Origin of the sequence: Streptomyces sp. NPDC005799 (assembly GCF_040630525.1) — a bacterium.
In the GTDB taxonomy this organism is placed as follows: domain Bacteria; phylum Actinomycetota; class Actinomycetes; order Streptomycetales; family Streptomycetaceae; genus Streptomyces; species Streptomyces griseorubiginosus_B.
Map to the genome: position 1 here is coordinate 14,105 of NZ_JBEXXQ010000080.1, position 21,810 is coordinate 35,914.

25 protein-coding genes, 1 tRNA gene and 2 pseudogenes are annotated in these 21,810 nt (G+C 71.5%); 8 read left to right on the top strand and 20 right to left on the bottom strand.

The window, feature by feature from the left end:
- Positions 1-2: 2 nt before the first annotated feature.
- From ABZ453_RS46050 to ABZ453_RS46075, 6 genes and pseudogenes are all read right to left on the bottom strand, one after another.
- Positions 3-113, bottom strand: a pseudogene (locus tag ABZ453_RS46050) (PPOX class F420-dependent oxidoreductase); the annotation flags it as partial.
- 97 nt (positions 114-210) lie between these two features.
- A pseudogene (locus ABZ453_RS46055) lies at positions 211-321 on the bottom strand (PPOX class F420-dependent oxidoreductase); the annotation flags it as partial.
- Positions 322-418: 97 nt separating this feature from the next.
- Positions 419-892 (bottom strand): PPOX class F420-dependent oxidoreductase, encoded by a 474-nt coding sequence (locus ABZ453_RS46060; RefSeq protein WP_359025300.1) that lies wholly within the window; start codon positions 890-892, stop codon positions 419-421.
- 48 nt (positions 893-940) lie between these two features.
- Positions 941-1,780 (bottom strand): YceI family protein, encoded by an 840-nt coding sequence (locus ABZ453_RS46065; protein ID WP_359025302.1) that lies wholly within the window; start codon positions 1,778-1,780, stop codon positions 941-943.
- 103 nt (positions 1,781-1,883) lie between these two features.
- The gene (locus tag ABZ453_RS46070; protein WP_359025304.1) at positions 1,884-4,430 is read right to left on the bottom strand and encodes an MFS transporter; all 2,547 of its coding nucleotides are present in this window, start codon (positions 4,428-4,430) and stop codon (positions 1,884-1,886) included.
- 13 nt (positions 4,431-4,443) lie between these two features.
- A complete protein-coding gene (locus ABZ453_RS46075; RefSeq protein ID WP_359025306.1) occupies positions 4,444-4,950 on the bottom strand; it encodes a MarR family transcriptional regulator in 507 nt (168 codons plus the stop codon).
- Positions 4,951-5,144: 194 nt separating this feature from the next.
- Between ABZ453_RS46075 and ABZ453_RS46080 the strand changes: the two genes are divergently transcribed.
- Positions 5,145-5,342, top strand: coding sequence for a hypothetical protein (locus tag ABZ453_RS46080; protein ID WP_359025308.1), 198 nt, complete (start codon positions 5,145-5,147; stop codon positions 5,340-5,342).
- A 23-nt stretch (positions 5,343-5,365) separates the two neighbouring features.
- Here ABZ453_RS46080 and ABZ453_RS46085 read toward each other — a convergent pair whose 3' ends face one another.
- The 9 genes from ABZ453_RS46085 to ABZ453_RS46125 form a co-directional block, all read right to left on the bottom strand.
- The gene (locus ABZ453_RS46085; RefSeq protein WP_359025310.1) at positions 5,366-6,097 is read right to left on the bottom strand and encodes a hypothetical protein; all 732 of its coding nucleotides are present in this window, start codon (positions 6,095-6,097) and stop codon (positions 5,366-5,368) included.
- Between the two features lie 69 nt (positions 6,098-6,166).
- The gene (locus ABZ453_RS46090; protein ID WP_133049741.1) at positions 6,167-7,057 is read right to left on the bottom strand and encodes an RNA polymerase sigma factor SigF; all 891 of its coding nucleotides are present in this window, start codon (positions 7,055-7,057) and stop codon (positions 6,167-6,169) included.
- A gap of 314 nt (positions 7,058-7,371) precedes the next feature.
- Positions 7,372-8,271, bottom strand: coding sequence for an RNA polymerase sigma factor SigF (locus ABZ453_RS46095; protein WP_359025312.1), 900 nt, complete (start codon positions 8,269-8,271; stop codon positions 7,372-7,374).
- 150 nt (positions 8,272-8,421) lie between these two features.
- A complete protein-coding gene (locus tag ABZ453_RS46100; RefSeq protein ID WP_359025314.1) occupies positions 8,422-8,715 on the bottom strand; it encodes a Dabb family protein in 294 nt (97 codons plus the stop codon).
- A 12-nt stretch (positions 8,716-8,727) separates the two neighbouring features.
- Positions 8,728-8,904 (bottom strand): hypothetical protein, encoded by a 177-nt coding sequence (locus ABZ453_RS46105; protein ID WP_356356887.1) that lies wholly within the window; start codon positions 8,902-8,904, stop codon positions 8,728-8,730.
- Between the two features lie 84 nt (positions 8,905-8,988).
- Positions 8,989-9,073 (bottom strand) — tRNA-Ser (locus ABZ453_RS46110).
- A gap of 45 nt (positions 9,074-9,118) precedes the next feature.
- On the bottom strand, positions 9,119-9,544 hold the full coding sequence (gene tadA / locus ABZ453_RS46115; RefSeq protein ID WP_356769114.1) for a tRNA adenosine(34) deaminase TadA: 426 nt from the start codon (positions 9,542-9,544) through the stop codon (positions 9,119-9,121).
- A 38-nt stretch (positions 9,545-9,582) separates the two neighbouring features.
- Positions 9,583-10,116 carry a hypothetical protein gene (locus ABZ453_RS46120; protein ID WP_359025336.1) on the bottom strand — a complete coding sequence of 178 codons (534 nt, stop codon included), beginning with the start codon at positions 10,114-10,116 and terminating at the stop codon, positions 9,583-9,585.
- Positions 10,117-10,355: 239 nt separating this feature from the next.
- The gene (locus tag ABZ453_RS46125; RefSeq protein ID WP_133049738.1) at positions 10,356-10,541 is read right to left on the bottom strand and encodes a hypothetical protein; all 186 of its coding nucleotides are present in this window, start codon (positions 10,539-10,541) and stop codon (positions 10,356-10,358) included.
- Between the two features lie 96 nt (positions 10,542-10,637).
- On the opposite strand from ABZ453_RS46125, the gene upp reads away from it, so the two are divergent.
- A complete protein-coding gene (gene upp / locus ABZ453_RS46130) occupies positions 10,638-11,273 on the top strand; it encodes a uracil phosphoribosyltransferase (protein ID WP_356769112.1) in 636 nt (211 codons plus the stop codon).
- A 130-nt stretch (positions 11,274-11,403) separates the two neighbouring features.
- Here upp and ABZ453_RS46135 read toward each other — a convergent pair whose 3' ends face one another.
- Both ABZ453_RS46135 and ABZ453_RS46140 read right to left on the bottom strand, forming a co-directional pair.
- A complete protein-coding gene (locus tag ABZ453_RS46135) occupies positions 11,404-12,042 on the bottom strand; it encodes a LytR C-terminal domain-containing protein (protein WP_359025318.1) in 639 nt (212 codons plus the stop codon).
- A gap of 112 nt (positions 12,043-12,154) precedes the next feature.
- Positions 12,155-12,451 (bottom strand): type II toxin-antitoxin system VapB family antitoxin, encoded by a 297-nt coding sequence (locus tag ABZ453_RS46140; protein WP_003999914.1) that lies wholly within the window; start codon positions 12,449-12,451, stop codon positions 12,155-12,157.
- 104 nt (positions 12,452-12,555) lie between these two features.
- On the opposite strand from ABZ453_RS46140, the gene ABZ453_RS46145 reads away from it, so the two are divergent.
- The gene (locus ABZ453_RS46145) at positions 12,556-14,145 is read left to right on the top strand and encodes a helicase HerA-like domain-containing protein (protein ID WP_359025320.1); all 1,590 of its coding nucleotides are present in this window, start codon (positions 12,556-12,558) and stop codon (positions 14,143-14,145) included.
- Between the two features lie 18 nt (positions 14,146-14,163).
- Here the strand turns inward: ABZ453_RS46145 and ABZ453_RS46150 are convergent, their stop codons facing one another.
- The 3 genes from ABZ453_RS46150 to ABZ453_RS46160 form a co-directional block, all read right to left on the bottom strand.
- Complete coding sequence (locus ABZ453_RS46150; protein ID WP_356769106.1) at positions 14,164-14,286, bottom strand: hypothetical protein; 123 nt, start codon at positions 14,284-14,286, stop codon at positions 14,164-14,166.
- Between the two features lie 46 nt (positions 14,287-14,332).
- Positions 14,333-14,635, bottom strand: a complete 303-nt coding sequence (locus ABZ453_RS46155) for a hypothetical protein (RefSeq protein ID WP_359025322.1) — start codon at positions 14,633-14,635, stop codon at positions 14,333-14,335.
- 136 nt (positions 14,636-14,771) lie between these two features.
- Entirely contained in the window at positions 14,772-15,374 is a 603-nt protein-coding gene (locus tag ABZ453_RS46160; protein WP_359025324.1) for an HhH-GPD-type base excision DNA repair protein, read from the bottom strand.
- A gap of 138 nt (positions 15,375-15,512) precedes the next feature.
- Here ABZ453_RS46160 and ABZ453_RS46165 point away from each other — a divergent pair, with 138 nt between their 5' ends.
- The 5 genes from ABZ453_RS46165 (at position 15,513) to ABZ453_RS46185 (ending at position 21,514) form a co-directional block, all read left to right on the top strand.
- A complete protein-coding gene (locus ABZ453_RS46165; protein ID WP_359025326.1) occupies positions 15,513-17,591 on the top strand; it encodes a penicillin acylase family protein in 2,079 nt (692 codons plus the stop codon).
- Positions 17,584-18,192 carry a GNAT family N-acetyltransferase gene (locus tag ABZ453_RS46170; RefSeq protein ID WP_359025328.1) on the top strand — a complete coding sequence of 203 codons (609 nt, stop codon included), beginning with the start codon at positions 17,584-17,586 and terminating at the stop codon, positions 18,190-18,192. The genes ABZ453_RS46165 and ABZ453_RS46170 overlap by 8 nt, the downstream gene beginning before the upstream one ends.
- Positions 18,189-18,662, top strand: a complete 474-nt coding sequence (locus ABZ453_RS46175) for a cupin domain-containing protein (protein WP_359025330.1) — start codon at positions 18,189-18,191, stop codon at positions 18,660-18,662. The genes ABZ453_RS46170 and ABZ453_RS46175 overlap by 4 nt, the downstream gene beginning before the upstream one ends.
- Positions 18,659-19,417 carry an SDR family NAD(P)-dependent oxidoreductase gene (locus ABZ453_RS46180; RefSeq protein ID WP_359025332.1) on the top strand — a complete coding sequence of 253 codons (759 nt, stop codon included), beginning with the start codon at positions 18,659-18,661 and terminating at the stop codon, positions 19,415-19,417. Before ABZ453_RS46175 ends, ABZ453_RS46180 begins: the two co-directional genes overlap by 4 nt.
- Before the next feature lie 129 nt (positions 19,418-19,546).
- On the top strand, positions 19,547-21,514 hold the full coding sequence (locus ABZ453_RS46185; RefSeq protein ID WP_359025338.1) for a copper resistance protein CopC: 1,968 nt from the start codon (positions 19,547-19,549) through the stop codon (positions 21,512-21,514).
- Positions 21,515-21,810: the final 296 nt, after the last annotated feature.

Consider the following 21,810-nt stretch of genomic DNA (forward strand, 5'->3'; position numbering starts at 1 on the left):
CGTCAGGCGTCCGGCGAGGCGAGCCGTGCCGGGAAGCCGCCGGTGGCGATCGGTCCCCAGCGTTCGGGGGTGACCCGGATGATGGACTTGCCCTGCTTGACCATCGCCTCCCGGGCCCCTTCGTTCTGCGCCCCTCGCGCTGCTTCGCAGGCTTCGGAGCGCTGCGCCGGACTCCGTCCGTCGGGTGGGTTGGACGGCGTCGAGTAGTCCTCAGGCATCCGGCGAGGCGAGCCGTGCCGGGAAGCCGCCGGTGGCGATCGGTCCCCAGCGTTCGGGGGTGACCCGGATGATGGACTTGCCCTGCTTGACCATCGCCTCCCGGGCCGCTTCGTTCTGCGCCCCTCGCGCTGCTTCGCAGGCTTCGGAGCGCTGCGCCGGACTCCGTCCGTCGGGTGGGTTGGACGGCGTCGAGTAGCCGTCAGGCGTCCGGCGAGGCGAGCCGTGCCGGGAAGCCGCCGGTGGCGATCGGTCCCCAGCGTTCGGGGGTGACCCGGATGATGGACTTGCCCTGCTTGACCATCGCCTCCCGGTACTCGTCCCAGTCGGGGTGTTCGCCGGCGATGTTGCGGTAGTACTCCACCAGCGGCTCCACGGAGTCGGGCGAGTCGATGACCTCCGCGGTGCCGTCGATCTGGACCCAGGGCCCGTTCCAGTCGTCGCTCAGGATCACCAGGCTGACCCGGTCGTCCCGCTTCGCGTTCCGCGTCTTCGCCCGCTCGGGGTACGTGGAGACCACGATCCGCCCCGAGTCGTCGACCCCGCAGGTCAGCGGCGAGGCCTGCGGGCTTCCGTCGGCCCGTCGCGTGAGCAGGATCGCGCGGTGCCGCGGCCGTACGAAGTCCAGCAACTCGTCCAGCGAGACGGTCGTGTTCGTAGCGATGTTCGGTGCCATGCCGTCAGCCTAGGCGCACCGCCCCCGCTCAGCCTGCTCCTGTCAGGCCTACGCCTGCGGCAGGGACTCCCCTTGTACCGCCTGGATGTCCAGCTCCACCCGCAGGGTCGTGCCGATGGCGGCGATCCCGGCCTGGATCACCTGGTTGTAGTTCATGGCGAAGTCCTCGCGCCGCAGCTCGGTCGTCGCGCGGAAGGCGGCCCGGGTGCCGCCCCAGGGGTCGGCGCCCGTGCCCAGGTAGGCGAGGTCCAGGTCCACCGGCCGGACGACCCCGCGCAGGGTCAGCTCCCCGTGCACGGTCCAGCGGTCGGAGCCCGCCGCCGTGAGCCCAAAGGACCGGTAGGTGATCTCCGGGTACTTCTCGGCGTCCAGGAAGTCCGGCGAGCGCAGATGGTCGTCGCGCATGCGGTTGCCCGTGTCGATCGAGGCCGCCCGGATCACCGCCTCCACCCGCGACTTCTCCACCTCGTCCGGCGCGATCTCGATCCGCCCGGCGAAGTCGGTGAAGCGGCCGTGGACGCTGGAGATGCCCAGGTGCTGGGCGACCGCGCCCACCGAGGAGTGCGCGGGGTCGATGGTCCACGGCCCCGGCGGCGGCAGCTCGGTTCCGCCCTGCCGGGCCAGCGTCACGTTCCCGAGCTCGGCCCGCCCTCCCCCAGAGGAGGGACCCCCAGCGGTGACGATCGCCGTGGAGGCGACGGGCGCGTACCCGACGGCGGTGACGATGACGACGTACGGCCCCGGGGTCAGCGGGGTCGTGTCCCGTACGGCCCCCTCGGCGTCCGCCTCGGCCCGCAGCACCTGCGTGCCGGTCATGTCCGTCACCGTGACGACCGCGTGCGATACGGCCCATCCGTCCCGCGTACGGATCCTCGCGGTCAGTCCCATCCCGTTTCTCCCTGCGAAAGCTGTCGGTCTCAAGAGAACCGGCCCGTGGCGGGGACACGTCCGAGCGATCGGAGCGCGTGACCGCCACGGGCCGGGGTTCGAACTACTCGGCCGGGTGGGCCAGTTCGATGTCGTGGTCGTCGACCCCGCGGCCGTTGACCGTCAGGGCCGTCGCCACCGGCGGGTAGCCGGTCGCGATGACCGTGTAGTCGCCGCTGTTCAGGTCGGTGAAGGCGTACGCCCCGTCCGCCCCGGTGGTCGCGGTCCCCACGACGTTGCCGGCCGCGTCGACCAGCGTGACCCGCGCGTCGGCCAGCGGCCCGTGCGGCGCCCGTACGACACCCTGCAGCTGCGCCCCCGAGTCGAGGTCGACCTCGATCCGGGTCACCCCGGCCCCGCCGACCTCGACGGGCAGCGCCCGCGGCCGGAACCCGGCGGCGTTCACGGCGACGGTGACCTGCCCCGGCACCAGCTCGGCGAAGGAGAACTCGCCCTGCTCACCGGTGTTTCCGGTGGCCAGCAGATCCCCACGCACATCGGTCACGATGACCATGGCGTCCTTGACCGGCAGCCCGTTCTCCGCGGCCCGCACCAGCCCGTTCAGCCCGCTGGTGCCGCTGAGCAGGATGTCGTACGACACCGGCTCACCGTTCACCACGACCGTGGACGCCTGCGGCTGGAACCCGTCCGAGGAGGCGATCAGGACGTACGACCCGACGCTCGGCGCGTCCACCGCGTACGAACCGTCCGACTGCGTCACCGAGCGTCCCAGCTGACGTCCGGCCAGCGAGATCAGCGTGACGGCCGCCTGCGGCACCGGCGCGCTCTCGGCGCCGCGCACGAAGCCGCGCACCGGGATCCCGCCGGAGCCCTCGGTCGCCTCGGGCCGGGCGATGGTGGCCACGGCGGCGAGCTTCTGCGTGCCGTCGGCGGCGGCCTTTGTGGCCTCCGTGTCGGACACGGCCCAGCTCGGGACGTGCTCGGCGGCGGGGGGCTGCGCGGCGACCGGAGCTGCCGAAGGGGCCTCCGCCTCGGCCGGCGTCCGCTCCGCGTCCGCGGCCTGCGCCAGGGCGCCCTTGGTCTTCAGCGGGACCTCCTTGATGAACAGGGTGATCAGGAACGCGACGGCGGCGAGGCAGCCGGCGATCAGGAAGACGTCGGCGATGCCGTGGCCGTACGCGCTCTCCATGAGGGTGCGGATGGGGGCGGGCAGCTTGCCCAGGTCCGGGATGCTGTCCCCCGAGGAGCCGGAACCGGCCAGCGCCGCGCGGTACTTGGGGTCGAGGGCGGCGACGCCGTCCGCGACGTAGTGGGTGATCCGGCGGGCCATCACCGCGCCCAGCGCCGAGACGCCGACCGCACCGCCCAGGGAGCGGAAGAAGGTGACCGTGGAGCTCGCCGAGCCGAGGTCGCTCGGGGCGACCTGGTTCTGCGTGCACAGCACCAGGTTCTGCATCATCATGCCGATGCCGAGACCCATCAGGGCCATGAAGATCGCCATCTTCCAGTACGCCGTGTCGTACCGGATGGTGCCGAGCAGGCCGAGGCCGGCCGTCACCAGGACGCCACCGCTGACCAGCCAGGCCTTCCAGCGGCCGGTGCGGGTGATGAACTGCCCGGAGACGGTGGAGGAGACGAACAGCCCGCCGATCATCGGGATGGTCATCACCCCGGACATCGTCGGGGACTTGTCGCGGGCGATCTGGAAGTACTGGCTGAAGAACACCGTGCCGGTGAACATCGCGACACCGACGAACAGCGAGGCCAGCGAGGCCAGCGTGATGGTGCGGTTGCGGAACAGCCGCAGCGGGATGATCGGCTCGCTCGCCTTCGACTCGACGAACACGAAGACCAGGCCGAGCACGACCGAACCGCCGACCATCGCGTAGGTCTGCCAGGAGATCCAGTCGTACTTGTCACCGGCGAAGGTGACCCAGACCAGGAGCAGCGAGACGGCCGCGGCGACGAAGAACGCGCCGGCCCAGTCGACCTTCACGTCCCGCTTCATGACGGGCAGGTGCAGGGTCTTCTGCAGCACGATCAGCGCGATGACGGCGAAGGGCACGCCGACGTAGAAGCACCAGCGCCAGCCCAGCCACGAGGTGTCGGTGATGACACCGCCGAGCAGCGGGCCGCCGACGGTGGCGACGGCGAAGGTCGCACCGAGGTAGCCGGAGTAACGGCCGCGCTCACGCGGGGAGATCATCGCGGCCATGACGATCTGCGCAAGCGCGCTCAGACCGCCGACGCCGATGCCCTGTACGACACGGCAGGCGATCAGCATGCCCGGGTTCTGCGAGAGGCCGGCGGCCATCGAACCCAGCACATAGATGACCAGGGCTATCTGGACGAGCGCCTTCTTGCTGTAGAGGTCGGCGAGCTTGCCCCACAGGGGCGTGGTCGCGGTCATCGCCAGCAGCGAGGCGGTGACGACCCAGGTGTAGGCGGACTGGCCGCCGCCGAGGTCGCCGATGATGTGCGGGAGGGCGTTGGTGACGATCGTGGAGGACAGGATCGCCACGAACATGCCGAGCAGCAGCCCGGAGAGCGCCTCCATGATCTGCCGGTGCGTCATCGGGGCGCTGCCGGCGGAGGCACCTCCCCCGTGCTTGGCATGAGCCCGCACACCGGCTGGTGTGGTCGTTGCCATGGGTTTCCTTTTCTTAGGTGCTCGCGGGTGTACGGGTGGTCGGTTCGAGTGCGGGGGCGGGCGGCGGGAGCCGGGGCGGCAGCGCGGCGACGCGGCTGTCGTCGAAGCTGGCGCGCAGCCGGGCCATGAGCCCGGTGAGCTGGGCGACCTCCTCGTCGCTCCAGTCGGCGAGCCGCTCGGCGAGCAGCTGCGTGGTCCGCTCGGACAACACCTCCAGGCGGGCGAGGCCCGCGGGGGTGAGGTGCACGATCCGGGACCGCTTGTCCGCCGGGTCGGGGGAGCGGTCGATCCAGCCGCGCTCCGCGAGGTGCGCCACATGGCGGCTGGTGACCGACATGTCCACGGAGAGGAGGTCGGCCAGCTTGGTCATGCGCATGTCGCCGAAGCGGCCCAGCAGGGTCAGCACGGCGGCGCTGCCGCTCGGGCAGTCCGACGGCATGATCCGTCCGATCTCCCGCTTCACGGCACCGAAGGCGCTGAACTGGCGCATCAACTCCTCGTACTGCACCCGCTCGGCCATCACACCTCCCGCATTCGTTGCTTGGGGCAACCATAGAAGTTGTTGGTTGCTGCAGGCAAATAAATAAGGTGTGATCGGCATAAAAACTTGGCAAAGACAAGTATTGCGAAAGTAAACACGCAGCTGGCGTGGGTCGCCGGGGCCGGAGGGCCCCCACTTGGGTCCCCCTCGCCTATTCGCTAGGGTCTCGGGCTATGGCTAACCCCCAGAACCCCCAGGGCAACCACGACCCCGCCGGCAGCACGCAGATGTTCCGTGCGTTCGTGGACGAGGGCCCGCAGGGCCGGCAGCAGCAGGCCCCCGCCCCCGCGGGACCCCGCATCGGCCTGATCGTCGGCGTCGTCGTGGCCGTCGCGGTCGTCGCCGCCGTGGCCTGGCTCGCCCTGATGTAACTCGGGCGGGCCACTCCGGCGCGCTACCTCCACTGGACGGTGACGTCCCGCGTCTCGACGTGCATGCCCAGCGGCACGCGCCAGGCGTCGACGCACACCGTCCAGGTCTTCTTCTTCCGCGCCCCGGCCCCGATCGGCACCGGAAGCGGCTGGGCCGACTCCACCGTCCCCCAGTCGATGCCGAGCAGACCGATGATGTGCGTCCCGAACGTCACCGTGCCCGAACGCACCGCGGTCCCGCCCGAGTTGGCGAAGGTCAGTTCGACGTCCTCGCACCACCGCTGCTCGGTGGCCGTGCGGACCGGCTCGCCCCAGCTCAGCGCGGCGGGGCCGACGGGAGCCGTCGGACCGGGAGTTGCCGTCGAGGGCGGTGAAGTGGGCGTCGTACGACCGGGCTTCGCGCCGCCGGTCGAGGAGCCCCCTTGCGTGCCGGGCGTTCCCGCGGCCGCAGTGCCGCCCGGCGCGTCCACACTCCCCGCGCCCGTGTCCCGTTCACCCTTCGCCGTCGTCGGCGCCCCGCTCCCGCCCGGCGTAGCCCGGGGCCGCTCCAGCGGCACCAGCGTCACCCCGCCCGTCGGGGCCGGCGCACCGGAGACCTGTGGACCGCCCACCGCGCCCATGGCGACATAGCCCTCGCGCTCTCCGCCCCCGCACGCCGCCAGTGCCGCGCCCAGACAGACGACGGCCGCCGACGCGCCGATCAGGGCGCCTCGACGGCCACGTGTCCATGTCGTCCCGGGAGTCGCTCGCAACATCGCGCCATGGTGGCTGACGCTCCGTCAAAAAGGAACCCCCGGGTTCCGTTCCGCTCTCAGTCTCCGCTCTCAGTCCGAGATCAGGCCTTCGCGCAGCTGGGCCAGCGTGCGGGTCAGCAGGCGGGAGACGTGCATCTGCGAGATGCCGACCTCCTCGCCGATCTGCGACTGGGTCATGTTCGCGAAGAAGCGGAGCATGATGATCTGCCGCTCCCGAGGCGGGAGTTTGGCCAGCAGCGGCTTCAGGGACTCGCGGTACTCGACGCCCTCCAGGGCTGTGTCCTCGTAGCCCAGCCGGTCCGCCAGTGAGCCCTCGCCGCCGTCGTCCTCCGGGGCCGGCGAGTCCAGCGAGGACGCGGTGTACGCGTTGCCGACCGCGAGGCCGTCGACCACGTCCTCCTCGGACACGCCGAGCACGGCGGCGAGTTCGGGGACGGTCGGGGAGCGGTCCAGCTTCTGCGAGAGTTCGTCGCTGGCCTTGGTGAGGGCCAGGCGCAGCTCCTGCAGCCGGCGCGGCACCCGCACCGACCACGAGGTGTCGCGGAAGAACCGCTTGATCTCCCCGACGACCGTCGGCATCGCGAAGGTCGGGAACTCCACGCCCCGCTCGCAGTCGAACCGGTCGATCGCCTTGATCAGCCCGATCGTGCCGACCTGGACGATGTCCTCCATCGGCTCGTTGCGCGAGCGGAACCGGGCCGCCGCGTACCGCACGAGCGGGAGGTTGAGCTCGATCAGGGTGTCCCGGACGTACATGCGCTCGGGGCTGTTCTCGTCCAGCGTGGCCAGCCGCAGGAAGAGGGAGCGGGACAGGGTGCGGGTGTCGATGGCCTCTGAGGAGGCCGGAAGGGCCGGGGCCGGCACGGCCTCCAGGACCGTGACGTCGTCGAGAACGGCGTCGGGCGCGGTCTCGCTCTTCGTGAGCGTGAGCACCTTCGAGCTGCCCTGATCTGCGGACATGCCACCCCCTTTGGGTCGCGGGACGGTCGCGGCCGAGCCTCCCCTGGTGAGGAGTTCAGCCTTCACCTGAATACCGGAGCCGAAGCCGCGGCAAACGCACTGGCGGAAGAATGTCACATGTCGGCAACACGCTGTAGTGACATGTCGACATGCGAGATGCGAAACGGCCCTGGAAAGAGGGGGTCTGAGCGTTTTTCGGCAGAGAACGGTCGGGAACATCCCTGGTGAGCGATTCGCTCGTGCCGGTTACGACTCGATCCTGCTTGCGAACTGGGGCGTTCCGGTGTGTTCCGGAGCGTGCGCCCGTGCGCCTCTTATGCCTCGATCCGATTCGCGGATCGCAGCCGCTGAAAGCTACGCGCGAGTAGGCGGGAGACATGCATCTGGGAGACCCCGAGTTCCGCGCTGATTTGCGACTGGGTGAGATTGCTGTAGTAGCGCAGCAGAAGGATTCGCTGTTCGCGTTCCGGGAGTTGGACGAGCAGATGCCGGACCAGATCGCGGTGCTCGACGCCGTCCAGGGCCGGGTCCTCGTAGCCGAGCCGGTCCAGCAGTCCCGGCAGCCCGTCGCCCTCCTGCGCGGCCTCCAGCGAGGTGGCGTGGTAGGAGCGGCCGGCCTCGATGCAGGACAGCACCTCCTCCTCGGTGATGCGCAGCCGCTCGGCGATCTCGGCGGTGGTGGGGGAGCGCCCGAACGCGGTGGTCAGGTCCTCCGTCGCGCTGTTGACCTGCACCCACAGCTCGTGCAGCCGGCGCGGTACGTGGACCGTGCGGACGTTGTCCCGGAAGTACCGCTTGATCTCCCCGACGACCGTCGGCATGGCGAAGGTCGGGAACTGCACGCCCCGGTCCGGGTCGAAGCGGTCGATGGCGTTGATGAGCCCGATGGTGCCGACCTGGATGACGTCCTCCATCGGCTCGTTGCGGGAGCGGAAGCGGGCGGCGGCGTAGCGCACCAGCGGGAGGTTGGCCTCGATGAGCGCGCAGCGCACCCGGTCGTGCTCCGGGGTGCCGGGCCGCAGCTCCTTGAGCTCGGCGAAGAGCAGCTGGGTGAGGGCCCTGGTGTCGGCTCCGCGGCTGCGCGGCGCGGCGGCGGGGGCCGCCGGGGGTTCCGTGACGGCTTCCACGACGGCTTCGGCGACGGCTTCCTGGGGAGGCGCAGTACTGGCCGACACGGTCAACGCCACCTCTTCATCGATCAACTCATCCGTCAAAAGCGGTCATAGCATCACAAGACATGTGCACTGTGTGCAAGCACCGCATAACGATGTGTTACGCCGTGTTGAGGGGCAAGTTGGTGCAAAAGATGCATGAAAGCCTCCCGCCGCAACGGCGGGAGGCTCGGTGTCGCGCAGCGTCCGGGCTCAGTACGCGTAGTCGGCGATCACCCAGGTGGAGAACTCCTTCCACAGGGTCACACCGGCCTGGTGCTCCGGGTGCTCCACGTAGGCGCGCAGCGCGGCCGTGTCCTCGAACCCGGAGTTGATGGCGAAGTCGTAGGCGATGGGGCGGTCGCTGAGGTTCCAGCCCAGCTCCCAGAAGCGGATCTCGGGAATCTTGCCGTCCAGCGAGCGGAAGGCCTCGACGCCCTCCACGACCCGCGGGTCGTCGCGCTCGACGCCCTCGTTGAGCTTGAACAGGACGAGGTGGCGGATCATCTGCGCTCCTGGCTAGTGGGCCCCGTCGGCGATCCAGGTGAAGAAGTCACCGATGGCCTTCGCGGCGTCCGAGATGCCCTCGAACCCTATCTGGACGTAGTCGGCGGCCTTGGCCGGGTCCTTGATGATCACGTACATGACGAAGACCACGAGCACATAGACGGCGATCTTCTTCGCGTTCACCGCCATCGCGGCCTCCCCAGGTCATTCCTTGCCCAACGACCGCACATGATCGCACGAAGGGCCCCGTCTTTCGACGGGGCCCTTCAGAAGCGGTAGCGGAGGGATTTGAACCCTCGGTGACTTGCGCCACACTCGCTTTCGAGGCGAGCTCCTTCGGCCGCTCGGACACGCTACCGAGGGAGACCTTACAGCACCGCGAGGCGTGCTCAGAAATCGGTATTCAGCGGCCGCGGAAGAACTCGGTGAGAAGCCGGGCGCAGTCGTCGGCGAGCACGCCCTCGATCACCTCGGGACGGTGGTTGAGCCGCCGGTCGCGTATGACGTCCCAGAGGGATCCGGCCGCGCCGGCCTTCTCGTCGCGGGCGCCGTAGACCACCCGGTCGAGCCGGGACTGCACGATCGCGCCCGCGCACATCGTGCAGGGTTCGAGGGTGACCACGAGCGTGCAGCCCGCGAGCCGCCACTCGCCGAGGTCGGCGGCGGCCCGGCGGATCGCGAGGACCTCGGCGTGCGCCGTCGGATCGCCGCTCGCCTCACGCTCGTTGTGCCCGGCGCCCAGCACGGTCGTACCGTCCGAGGCCAGGACGACGGCGCCCACGGGCACGTCGGTGCCCGCCCGTCCGGCCTCGGTCAGGGCGAGCCGCATCGCGGCCCGCCAGCGGTCACGCACGGGGTCCGCCGCCGTCAGCGGACGGTCTCCAGGACCTCCGAGGCGCCGAGGGACTCGGCGATCGCGGTCAGCGCGTCCTCGTCCAGGGAGCGCAGCTCCTTGGCGCTGACGCCGAGGTCGTCGAGGATCTCGGCGTCGCCGACGGGGCTGTGCGGCACCGCCTCGGCGGACGGGGTGTCGTCGTCCTCGCCGTCGTCCTCGTCCTCCCCGTCCTCGGTGCCGTCGAGGTCGAGGGCGTCCAGGTCGGGACCGTCGTCGCCGGGCTCCCTTCCGAGCAGTTCGTCGGTGAGCAGGATCTCGCCGTAACTGCTGCGGGCAGCGGCGGCGGCGTCCGAGACGTAGATACGAGGGTCGTCCTCGCCGTCGATGCGGACGACGCCGAACCAGGCGTCCTCCTGCTCGATCAGAACGAGCACCGTGTCGTCCTCGGCCGCGGCCTCCCGTGCGAGGTCGGCCAGATCCGACAGCGTCTCCACATTGTCGAGGAGCTCTGTGTCGCTCGCTTCCCACCCGTCTTCGGTGCGCGCGAGCAGTGCGGCGAAGTACACCGTGACTCTCCCACTGGTCATAGGTGTGCCGGTTGGGGGTCCCCCCGGCGGAGGCTTGGGTGGGGAAAGCCAGGGCCGAGCCCCACCCACTCGGAATCGTGGCAGAAACAAGGCGTTCAGGGGACGTCTTCGGCTCCCTGTGTCCGCCCGTTTTGATCGACCACCAGCGGGATCGTACGCGGCGAATCCCGTGCGCACGCACCCGGTCGGCTCTTTGCGGGTCGCCCGGCGGCTCGCGGCTACCAGCGGAAGGTGCGCATACGCATGGCGTGACGCAGCCGGGCGACCTTGGCCCGCCGCGGCTGCACGCGGTCCCGCAACTCACGTGCCTCGGCGCGTTCCCGCAGGAACTGGGCCCTGCGGCGCCTGCGCTCGGCGTCGGTCTGCTGCTGTGACGCGTCCTGTTGGGACTCAGGCTCAGGCATAGGCTCACCACCCCGACGTGCGTCTCTCCCACTTTCCCCCTGATGGACGGTTTGATGCCAGCGCGAGGGCGCCTCGAGCGCGGCTACTGTTAGGTCATGCGTCTCCACGTCGTCGACCACCCCCTGGTCGCCCACAAGCTCACCACGCTGCGCGACCAGCGCACGGACTCCGCGACCTTCCGCCGTCTCGCCGACGAGCTGGTCACCCTGCTCGCCTACGAGGCCACGCGCGACGTGCGCACGGAGGCCATCGACATCGAGACCCCGGTCGCCCGGACCACCGGTGTGAAGCTGTCCCGGCCGCGCCCGCTGGTCGTGCCGATCCTGCGGGCCGGCCTCGGCATGCTGGACGGCATGGTCCGGCTGCTGCCGACCGCCGAGGTGGGCTTCCTGGGCATGATCCGCAACGAGGAGACGCTGCAGGCGTCCACGTACGCCTCCCGCATGCCCGAGGACCTCTCGGGCCGTCAGGTCTACGTCCTGGACCCCATGCTGGCCACGGGCGGCACCCTGGTGGCCGCGATCCAGGAGCTGATCAAGCGGGGCGCGGACGACGTGACGGCCGTGGTCCTGCTGGCCGCCCCCGAGGGCGTCGAGCTCATGGAACGCGAACTGGCGGGCACGCCGGTCACGGTCGTCACCGCGGCGGTGGACGAACGCCTGAACGAGCACGGCTACATCGTGCCGGGCCTGGGAGACGCGGGCGATCGGCTTTACGGCGCGGCTGAATAGGGGGCGCTGTCGCGCCCCGCAAGGGGCGCGGGGCTGTGTCGGATATGCGGCTACCGCCGCGTGGGCGCGACAAGCCACAACGGACCAGCACCCGCCGGACGGCCGCACCCTTACGGTGCGAAGGCGAAGCTCAGCAGCCCTTCTTCGAGGACGTCGGCGCAGGTGAGGGACCGGACAGCGCGGCCAGCGCCTTGTCGGCGTCCGCCCTGGCCGTGAGGTTCTTGAACGCGTCCCCGATGATCAGGTCGACGTCGGTGCCCTTGCGGGTGTCGGTGCGCTTGTCGGCGGCTGCCAGCTGCGTGCCGAGCACGGGCAGCGAGGTGTTCACCGCGGACGCGGGACCGAGCAGTATCCCGGCGCCCTTGACCTTCTTGTCGTAGTCCTTGCTCGCGTTGCCCACGTCGCCGATCTTGAAGCCGCGCTTCTGCAGCTCGTCGGCCGTGCTCTTGGCCAGCCCGCTGCGGGTGGTGGCGTTGTAGACGTTCACGGTGATCTGCGCGGGCTTCGGCAGCGAGCGGGAAGCCTTCGCCGACGCGCTCACCCGCGTCGAGCAGTCCGACTTGGGCCCCGCGGCGGACGCCTTCTTGCCGCCGCCGGTGAAGACGTCGATGAGCTGCAGCGTGCCCCAGCCGATCACCCCGAGCGCGACGACGGAGGCCACCACGGCGAGCACCAGCCGGCCGCGCCTGCGGCGCCGTCGCATCCGTGGGTACTTGTCCCCCGTGATCCGGTACTTCCCGCCCATGCCCGGGGGAGTCAGCATGCTCATGAGCGCAGCGTAGTGCGCCTGAGCGACGATGCCTACTAGATGATCATTCGACGCCGCACAGGTGAACCCGAAAGGGTCAAGCCGTTACCGAACCGCCTCACCGCGGCGCGCGTCAGTCCAGCTCGAGCACGCGCGCGTGCAGTACCTGGCGCTGCTGGAGTGCCGCCCGCACCGCGCGGTGGAGGCCGTCCTCCAGGTACAGATCGCCCTGCCACTTGACGACATGGGCGAACAGATCGCCGTAGAAGGTCGAGTCCTCGGCCAGGAGGGTTTCCAGGTCGAGCTGCCCCTTGGTCGTCACGAGCTGATCGAGGCGGACCGGGCGCGGCGCGACGTCCGCCCACTGCCGGGTGCTTTCCCGGCCGTGGTCGGGGTACGGCCGGCCGTTTCCGATGCGCTTGAAGATCACACGGAAAGCCTACCGGTCCAGACGTTCCGGGCGCAGCCATGGAGACGGAGTGCGACGCTGGAAAAGACGTCGCAAAGCCGGGCATAAGGGAACTGGGGTCCGAGATGAGTGACAGCGAGACCATGCCTGAGGCCACCGCTCCCGAGGCACCCGGAAGCGCGCCCGCCCTGCCCCGCGAGGCCCTGGAGATCGCCTCCGGCTACGCCTTCTCGGGACCGGCCCTCGACCTGGGCGCCCTGCTCTGGGACGGCACCTGTCTGCCGGACGCGCAGGTCCGCGTCCCGCTGCCGATGCTCAACCGCCACGGCCTGGTCGCGGGCGCCACCGGCACCGGCAAGACCAAGACCCTCCAGCTGATCGCCGAGCAGCTCTCGGCGCAGGGCGTGCCGGTGTTCCTGGCCGACGTGAAGGGCGACCTGTCCGGGATCTCCGCGCCGGGGCAGCCGAACGAGGGGGTGACGGGACGCGCCGCCGAGGTCCATCAGCACTGGACGCCGGCCGGCTTCCCGGCCGAGTTCTACGCCCTCGGCGGACTCCGTCACGGCATCCCCGTACGGGCCACGATCACCAGCTTCGGACCGGTGCTGCTGTCGAAGGCGCTCCGGCTCAACCAGACCCAGGAGCAGTCCCTCGGGCTGATCTTCCACTACGCCGACCAGAAAGGGCTGGAACTGATCGATCTGAAGGACCTGAGGGCGGTCGTCGCCTTCCTCACCTCCGACGAGGGCAAGGCGGAGCTGAAGACCATCGGCGGGCTGTCCACCGCCACGGCCGGCGTCATCCTGCGCTCCCTGACCGCCTTCGAGGCGCAGGGCATGGCGGACTTCTTCGGGGAACCGGAGTTCGACACGGCCGACCTGCTGCGGACGGCGCAGGACGGGCGGGGCGTGGTCTCGGTGCTGGAACTGCCCGCCGTGCAGGACAGGCCGCAGCTGTTCTCCACCTTCCTGATGTGGCTGCTGGCCGACCTCTTCCACGACCTGCCCGAGGTCGGCGACGTCGACAAACCGAAGCTGGTCTTCTTCTTCGACGAGGCGCATCTGCTCTTCGACGACGCCTCGAAGGCCTTCCTGGACTCGATCACCCAGACCGTCCGGCTGATTCGCTCGAAAGGGGTCGGCGTCTTCTTCGTCACCCAGACCCCGAAGGACGTACCGCCCGACGTCCTCGGCCAGCTCGGCAACCGCGTCCAGCACGCGCTCAGGGCCTTCACGCCCGACGACCAGAAGGCCCTCAAGGCCACGGTGAAGACCTTCCCCAACTCCGCCTACGACCTGGAGGAGCTGCTCACCGGACTCGGCACGGGCGAGGCCGTCGTGACCGTCCTCAGCGAGAAGGGCGCCCCGACACCGGTGGCCGCGACCCGGCTGCGCGCCCCCGAGTCCCTGATGGGCCCGGTCGACGCGGGCGCCCTCGACCAGGCGGTGAGGTCTTCGCCGTTGTACGGACGTTACGCACAGGCTGTGGACAGGGAGTCGGCGTACGAGAAGCTGACGTCCGGCAAACCCGCCGGTGCCAAAGGGCCGGACGAGATGAGGGAAGCGGCCCGGGCGCCGAAGTCCACACCCCAGCCGTCCATGGTCGACCAGGTCGTCGACAGCGGCATGTTCAGGTCCCTGGCCCGTTCCGTCGGCACGCAGATCGGGCGCGAGATCACCCGCTCCCTGTTCGGGACGGCCCGGCGGAGGCGCTGACCCCGCCGGGCCGTCGGGTCAGCGGTCCCGTTCCTGCGGGGACCGCTCGGGTTCCGGTCGCTTCACTTCCGGTTTCGGTGCGCTGCGCGCGGCCTCGGCGCGCAGCAGGGCGCGCAGGACCGCGTACGGGTCGGTGGGCATGGCCGTGTTCCTCGCGTAGTGCTGACTTTTCCCGGAGCGGGGTCGGTCAGCAGCGCAGGACCACGGTGCGCAGGGCATGCGGTGCCCGGGGCAGGACGGCCGTCGCGGTCACCCGGGGCTCGTCGGGAGCCGGGTCCGGCAGCGGCGCGGGCCGCAGGGGTACGACCGCCCGGGCCGCGGCGCGGACCACGGGAGGCAGGGCCGCCTCGGCGGCATCGCTGTGGACGCACTCGGCCGACACCGGGTCCGCAGCGGCCGTGTGCGTCTCGCCGGGCACCAGGAGGGCCAGCAGCAGCACGAGGACCCGTAGCCAGGTGCGGCTGCGGGGGAGGTGTCGTGCAGCGCTCACGCCAGGTGCCTGCCCCGACACGCCTGGTGATCGACCTGTCGGGCGCCGGATCCGCCCATACGGGCTACGCCGCGTGCGGGACCGTTCCGCCAGGCGCGGGGTGCCGCGCCGGCTCCGGGGGCCGGTCGGCCGTCCCCTATCTCCCGGCTGACTTCGCGGACTTCGCGGCCTTGGCGGCCGCCTTCATCTCCTGTTTGTGCGCCCGCACCCTGGCCAGCGACTCGGGCCCGGTGATGTCGGCGACGGACCGGAAGGACTCCGCCTCGCCGTAGGCCCCGGCGGCCTCCCGCCACCCCTCGGGCGTGACGCCCAGCTGCTTGCCGAGCAGGGCGAGGAAGATCTGCGCCTTCTGCCTGCCGAAGCCGGGCAGCTCCTCCAGGCGCCGCAGCAGCTCACGCCCGTCGGCCACGCCCTTCCACACCAGCTCGGCGTTGCCGTCGTAGTGCTCGACCAGGTACTGGCACAGCTGCTGGATCCGCTTGGCCATCGAGCCGGGGTAGCGGTGCACGGCCGGCTTCTCGGAGAGGACCGCGGCGAAGGCCTCCGGGTTCTGCGCGGCGATCTCGTGCGCGTCCAGGTCGTCGGCGCCGAGCCGGTCCGCGATGGTGCGGGGCCCCTTGAACGCCCACTCCATCGGGACCTGCTGGTCCAGCAGCATCCCGACCAGCGCGGCGAGCGGGGACCGTCCGAGGAGCGCGTCGGCCGCGGGGTCCTGGGCGAGGTGAAGGGTGACGTCCATGCCCCCGATCATGCCTCGGTACGGGGCGGAGCTCCACGTGAGCGCGGGGCCCGCCCCCTGTCTCATCGACCCCGCACGGCTCCCGTACGATTCGGACACAGAAGATAAGGCAAGCCTTACCTAAGAGTTGGGGGCAGGGTGGCGACCGAGATCCACCGGGACGCATGGGGCATTCCGCATCTGCGGGCCGGCGGCGTCCGTGAACTCGCCCGCGCGCAGGGGGTGGCGACCGCCCGGGACCGGGCCTGGCAGCTGGAGGTCGAACGGCACCGCGCGCAGGGCACCTCGGCCTCCTTCCTGGGCCCCGAGGCACTGTCCTGGGACGTGTTCGCCCGTCGCGCCCGCCTCGACGACACCGCCCGGCGCTGCTGGACGGCCCTGGAGAAGCGCGACCCGGAGACCGCGGAGTGGGTGGCCGCGTACGTCGACGGCGTCAACCGGGAACTCCCCGCCACCAGCGCCCCCGAGTTCGCCGGCACCGGCCTCGCCCCCGGCCGCTGGGAGCCCTGGACCCCGCTCGGCGTGTGGCTCGCGACGCACATCCTGTTCGCGGGGTTCCCGGCGAAACTCTGGCGCGAGCAGGCGGTACGGTACCTGGGTCCGGAGTCGGTTGCCCTGTTCGCCACGGACGGGCCCGCCACCGCCGGCAGCAACGGCTGGCTGGTCGGCGGGGCGCGGACCACGACCGGGCACGCGGTGATCGCCGGCGACCCGCACCGCTTCATCGAGGACCCGGGTGTCTACCAGCAGATCCATCTCTCCTGTCCCGACTTCGACGTCGTCGGCCTGGCCGTCCCCGGCGTCCCGGGCATCGCCCACTTCGGCCACACCGGCACGGTCGCCTGGGCCATCACCAACGCCATGGCCGACTACCAGGACCTCTACCGGGAGCGGCTCCGGCGGACGGGCGCGGGCGTGGAGGCCCTCAGCCCGGACGGGGTGTGGCGGCGGGCGTCGAGGCAGGTGGAGACCGTGGCGGTGGCGGGGGAGGCGCCCGTCGAGGTCGAGGTGCTCGAGACGGAACGGGGGCCGGTGATCGCCGGGGGCCCGGAGGGGCTCGACGGCGGGGTGCCGGACGACGAACCCCTGGCCCTCGCCCTGCGCTATCCGCCCCGGGTGACCCAGGACCTCGGTTTCGGCGCCCTTCTCCCCCTCCTCCGGGCCCGCCGGGTGGCCGATGTCGACCAGGCCCTGGACCGGTGGGCCGAGCCCGTCAACGTCGTCCTGGCCGCCGATACCGAGGGCGGAGTCCTGCACCGGGTCGCCGGCCACGTCCCCCTGCGCTCCGAGGCCAACCGCACCCGCCCCGTCCCCGCCTGGGAGCCCGGCCACGAGTGGCGCGGCCGGCACGGGACACCCCGCGCCGAACTCACCGGCGCCGTCGCGGTGATGGCCAACCAGCGCGGCCTCGCCACCCCCCTCGGCGTCGAGTTCGCACCGCCCCACCGCGCCGACCGCATCGCCGCCCTGCTCGCGGAGAAGGACCGCTGGTCGGCCGCCGAGATGCCCGCGATCCACAGGGACACCCATCTCGCCTCCGCCGCAGCCCTGCTGGACCACCTCGCGGCCCTGACGGACCTGTCCCCCGCGGCCGCCGCCCTCCGCGACCGTCTCCTGACCTGGAACCGCCGGATGGACGCGGACAGCACCGACGCGGCCCTCTACGCGGCGGTGCGCGGAGCGGTCGTACGGCATCTCGCCGCACACCCCGCCTTCGCCGCACTGGCCGTCCTGCCCGCCTACCCGGAGGTCCTCCTCCCCTGGCTCGCTCTGCTCCCCCGCGTTGCCTTCGCCCTCGAACACCTGCTGCGCGCCGAGGAGTTGTACGGCGTCGACCGGCCCGCGGCGGTGGCGGCGGCCCTGGAGGAGGTGGCCGCCCGGCCGCCCGCCACCCCCTGGGGAGCGAGCCACCGGCTCGCTCCCTGGCGGGCGCTCACCACCTCCTCGTACGACGAACCCGGTCTCTCCGGCGACCACGACTGTGTGCTGAGCACCTCGGCCGTGCCCGGGCTGACCGACCTCAGCGCGCGGGCCCCCGCCGCCCGCTACGTGTGGGACCTGGCGCGACGGGAGGACAGCCGGTGGGTGGTGCCCTTCGGGGCCTCCGGGGTGCCCGGCTCGCCCCACCACCGCGATCAACTCCCCCTGTGGGTCGAGGGGGATCTCGTCCCGGTCGTCACCGACTTCGAGCGGTTCACCAAGGAGAGCGATGCCTGATCCGTACGAGGCCCGAGCCGCCGTCCACGAGCAGCGGCTGGACGGTTTCGGCACCGTCCGGGTCCTGCCGCTGGACCCGCAGGCGGACGCGGAGGTCGTCCATCGCTGGGTGAGCGAGGAGCGGGCCGTGTTCTGGGGGATGAACGGACTCGGCCGGGAGCGGGTCGCCGAGATCTACGCGCACATGGCCCCTCTCGCCACTCATCACGCCTTCCTGGTCGTCAGGGACGGCGACCCGGTGGCGCTCCTGCAGACCTACGAGCCGGAGGCCGACCGTGTCAGCGAGTGCTACGAGGTGCGGGACGGGGACATCGGGGTCCATCTGCTGCTCGCGCCGGCGGGGGAGGGCGGTGCCCGGTCCGGGTGGTCGGGTTCGCTGCTCACGGCCGTGACGGCGTACGCCCTGCCGGGGCTCGGCCGGCGCCGGATCGTCGTCGATCCCGATGTGCGCAACGACAAGGCGATCGCCCGTTTCCTGCGGCAGGGCTTCGAGGCGGGCCCGGTGGTCGTGCTGCCGGAGATCGACCTGCCCGACGTGCACCTGCCCGCGAAGACGGCTCAACTGGCATTTCTCGACCGGACGGTAGCCTTCCCCGGGTGACTCCCGAAGAGCTCATCACCCATTACGGCCTGGAGCCGATCCCGCGCGAGGGCGGCCTGTTCCGCCAGACCTGGGCGGGACCCGAGCGACCCGACGGACGGCCCGAGGGGACGGCGATCGTCGCGCTGCTCACGGCGGACGACTTCTCCGCCCTCCACCGCCTGCCGACCGACGAGATCTGGCACTTCCACCTCGGCGACCCGCTCGAACTCCTGCTCCTCGCCCCCGACGGCACCTCCCGGACGACGGTCCTCGGGCCGGATGTCCTGGGGGGCCAGCAGATCCAGTTCACCGTGCCGGCCGGCACCTGGATGGGCGGGCGGGTCCTCGCGGGCGGGGCGTGGACCCTGTTCGGGTGCACGATGGCGCCCGGATTCACCTTCGAGGGCTACGAGCACGGGGACGCGGCCGCTCTCACGGCGCATTATCCCGACCGGGCGGCCGAGATCGCGGGACTGTGCCGTCCATGAGGTTGCTCGAAGGACAGGTCGCCCTGGTCACCGGCGCGGGCGGTGGCATCGGAAGCGGCATCGCGCTGCGGTTCGCCGAGGAGGGCGCGGCGGTCGCCGTGCACTGCCTCACAGCGGTGGAGGCGGCCGGTGAACTGGCCGCGCGGATCGAGGACTCGGGCGGCCGGGCCGTCGTCCTGCGAGGTGATCTCAGCGACGAGGACGTGTGCCGGCGGGTGGTGGGCGAGGCGGCCGAGTGGGGCGGCGGGCTGCACGCGCTGGTCAACAACGCGGCCGTACAGCCGACCCAGGAGCTGCCCGGGATGACGGCGGGTGACTGGCGGGCGGTCGTGGACACCAACCTGTCGAGCGTGTTCGCCTGCACGCAGGCCGCAGCGGAGGTCATGCGGGAGCGGGACGGCGGGTCCGTGACCCACATCGCGTCCATCGAGGCGCGCCAACCGGCCGCGCTGCACGCGCACTACAGCGCCTCCAAGGCGGCCGTCGTGATGCACGCCCGGTCGGCGGCGCTGGAGTACGGGCGGTTCGGCATCCGCGTCAACACCGTCTCGCCCGGTCTGATCGGACGCGAAGGGCTGGAGGAGGCCTGGCCGGAGGGCGTGGAGCGGTGGCAACGGGCCGTGCCGCTCGGGCGGTTGGGGCGGGCGGAGGACGTGGGGGACGCCTGCGTGTTCCTGGCCTCGCGGCTGGCCTCCTGGGTGACCGGGCACGACCTGCTCGTCGACGGCGGGGTGTGCGCACGGCCCACGTGGTGAGCACACCGCGGCCCGCGTCCGTACCTGTCGGGAAGGCGGCGAGTCCGACGACGGAGAGACGACGTGGAGTGTGAGGGTGTGGACGGCCGGGGACTCCGGCGACTCGACCGGCGCGGGGTCAGGGGACTGGTGCTGCTGGGTGCCCTCCTCCTGCTCGTCCTCGGCGGCGCGGGAGCCGCGTCGGCCCACGCGGCCCTCAAGTCCACCGACCCCGAGGACGGAACGGTCCTGAAGTCGGCCCCGCACCGCGTCACCCTCACCTTCACCGAGTCCGTCGGCCTGCTCGACGACTCCTTCCGGGTCCTCGACCCCGACAACCGCCGGGTCCGCATCGGCGAGGCCGGGCACGCGCAGGGCCGCTCCGACACGGCGAGTGTGACCCTGCCGGCGAAGCTCGCGCGGGGGACGTACGTGGTGGCCTGGAGGGTGGTGTCGGCGGACAGCCACCCCGTGGGCGGCGCGTTCACCTTCTCCGTCGGCAAACCCTCCGCGACGGCCGCGACCGTCGACACGGGTCCCGTCGAGAACCCGGCGACCCAGAGCCTGTACAACATCGGCCGCTATCTGGCCTACCTCGCCGTGGCCCTGGTGATCGGCACGGCCGCCTTCGTCCTGCTGTGCCGCCCGACGGACGTGCGCCCGCTGCGGAAACCGCTGGTGGCGGGCTGGTGGATCCTGCTGGGCACCACCGTTGGGCTGCTGGTGCTGCGTGCCCCGTACGAGAACGGCACGGACCCGGCGACGGCCTTCGACACGGCCGCCTTCACCCGGACCCTCACCGGCCGTCCGGGCCTGGCCCTGCTGGCCCGGCTCACCCTGCTGCTGCTCGCGGCCGTTGCGTACGTACTGCTTCGCAAACACCCCGCGCGGGCGCGCCTGTTGCCGACGGCACGGGCGGAGGAGGCCGGGCGCGGCGGGGGCGAGGAGCCGGGGGCCGGGAGGCGGGACGCCGGCGGGTCCGGCACCCGGTCCGAGGGCGCCGAACGTGAGGACCCCTCACAGGCTTCCATCGAGCCCCCGGGCGCCCAGGGTCCGCCGACCCCCCGCCAGGCCCTCCAGGAGCCCGGCAGCCCCGTTCCCGGCGCCCTCCGGGGCACCCCGCGCCTCCCGCTTCTCGCCGCCACCGCCTTCGCCGTGGCCCTCGCCCTCACCTGGGCCGCCGCCGAACACGCCTCGGCGGGCATCCAGGTGCCCGCGGCGATGGTGTCCACGGTGCTGCACCTGCTGGCCATGGCGGTCTGGCTGGGCGGCCTCACGGCGCTGCTGATCCAGCTGCACCGCACCGGGGTCCCCGCTTCGGTCGTGGCCCGCTTCTCCCGCGTGGCCTTCGCCTGCGTGACCGTCCTGGTCGCCACCGGCGTCTACCAGTCCTGGCGCGGCCTCGGCTCCTGGAGGGCGGTCACCGGGACGACGTACGGCCGGCTGCTGCTCGTCAAGCTGGCCGCCGTGGTGCTGCTGCTGGCGGCCGCGCAGGTCTCGCGCCGCTGGACGGCCCGGCTGGTCACCGCGGGCGCCGAGACGGTCGTACGGGAACGGGTGCCGCAGCCCGTGGGCGGTCCGTCGTTGCCCGCCGCGCCGGACACGACCGCGATCGCCGCCGACGGCTCCCTCCCGCGCCGCAACCTCCGCCGGTCGGTGCTCGCCGAGGTCGCCGTCGGCGTCGTCGTGCTGGTGATCACCACCGTGCTCGGCGGCACCCTGCCGGGACGCGCGGCGGCCGAGGCGGAGGCCGCCCCCGCGACCGCGGGCGGGCTGCCCGCGGCCTCCGTCACGACGGTGCCCTTCGACGTCGGCACCCCCGGGGCGCACGGCAAGGTACAGATCACCCTCGACCCGGGCCGGGTCGGCGACAACTCCGTGCAGGCCGTGGTCTTCGGCCCCGACGACGGCATCGTGAGCATCCCCGAGCTGCGGCTCTCGTTCACTCTGCCCGCCCAGAAGGTCGGCCCGCTCGACGCGAAACTCACCGATCAGGGCGGCTACTGGGGGACCAACTCGGTCACCCTGCCCATCGCCGGGACCTGGACGATGAACGTCACGGTCAGGACGTCCGACATTGATCAGGTGACGGTCTCGAAGACCGTGCGTATCCAGTAAGTCACCCTGCGTCCCGATCTGTTCGAATGCCCGAACGGGATGATCACAAGTGTGTCGGTTACGTTTCCACAAAGCTCTAGGGCAGCTCTTGACCCATGACCGGATATGGGGCTGTTATTACCGCCACGATGTTCGGTCGAGTTGATTTCTGGTCGGTTTCGACTTGTTTCGACGTGGCGCAGTGGCGGCCGAACCCTGCCTTCAGGAGCCGTACATGGACCTCTCTCCCTCGGGTCTTTCTCTTCCTTCGCCCAGCCGGCGCAGTGTGCTGCGTGGTGTGGGTGGTGCCGCGCTGC

Bases quoted from the DNA above. Each gene is read 5' to 3' on its own strand.
- ABZ453_RS46085 (WP_359025310.1), bottom strand. From the start codon at position 6,097: ATGTTGCGAGCGACTCCCGGGACGACATGGACACGTGGCCGTCGAGGC.
- tadA (WP_356769114.1), bottom strand. From the start codon at position 9,544: ATGCGGCTCGCCCTGACCGAGGCCGGACGGGCGGGCACCGACGTGCCC.
- ABZ453_RS46125 (WP_133049738.1), bottom strand. From the start codon at position 10,541: ATGCCTGAGCCTGAGTCCCAACAGGACGCGTCACAGCAGCAGACCGAC.
- ABZ453_RS46060 (WP_359025300.1), bottom strand. From the start codon at position 892: ATGGCACCGAACATCGCTACGAACACGACCGTCTCGCTGGACGAGTTG.
- upp (WP_356769112.1), top strand. From the start codon at position 10,638: ATGCGTCTCCACGTCGTCGACCACCCCCTGGTCGCCCACAAGCTCACC.
- ABZ453_RS46090 (WP_133049741.1), bottom strand. From the start codon at position 7,057: ATGTCCGCAGATCAGGGCAGCTCGAAGGTGCTCACGCTCACGAAGAGC.
- ABZ453_RS46080 (WP_359025308.1), top strand. From the start codon at position 5,145: ATGGCTAACCCCCAGAACCCCCAGGGCAACCACGACCCCGCCGGCAGC.
- ABZ453_RS46100 (WP_359025314.1), bottom strand. From the start codon at position 8,715: ATGATCCGCCACCTCGTCCTGTTCAAGCTCAACGAGGGCGTCGAGCGC.
- ABZ453_RS46135 (WP_359025318.1), bottom strand. From the start codon at position 12,042: ATGAGCATGCTGACTCCCCCGGGCATGGGCGGGAAGTACCGGATCACG.
- ABZ453_RS46075 (WP_359025306.1), bottom strand. From the start codon at position 4,950: ATGGCCGAGCGGGTGCAGTACGAGGAGTTGATGCGCCAGTTCAGCGCC.
- ABZ453_RS46065 (WP_359025302.1), bottom strand. From the start codon at position 1,780: ATGGGACTGACCGCGAGGATCCGTACGCGGGACGGATGGGCCGTATCG.
- ABZ453_RS46145 (WP_359025320.1), top strand. From the start codon at position 12,556: ATGAGTGACAGCGAGACCATGCCTGAGGCCACCGCTCCCGAGGCACCC.
- ABZ453_RS46105 (WP_356356887.1), bottom strand. From the start codon at position 8,904: ATGGCGGTGAACGCGAAGAAGATCGCCGTCTATGTGCTCGTGGTCTTC.
- ABZ453_RS46180 (WP_359025332.1), top strand. From the start codon at position 18,659: ATGAGGTTGCTCGAAGGACAGGTCGCCCTGGTCACCGGCGCGGGCGGT.
- ABZ453_RS46160 (WP_359025324.1), bottom strand. From the start codon at position 15,374: ATGGACGTCACCCTTCACCTCGCCCAGGACCCCGCGGCCGACGCGCTC.
- ABZ453_RS46070 (WP_359025304.1), bottom strand. From the start codon at position 4,430: ATGGCAACGACCACACCAGCCGGTGTGCGGGCTCATGCCAAGCACGGG.
- ABZ453_RS46150 (WP_356769106.1), bottom strand. From the start codon at position 14,286: ATGCCCACCGACCCGTACGCGGTCCTGCGCGCCCTGCTGCGCGCCGAG.
- ABZ453_RS46170 (WP_359025328.1), top strand. From the start codon at position 17,584: ATGCCTGATCCGTACGAGGCCCGAGCCGCCGTCCACGAGCAGCGGCTG.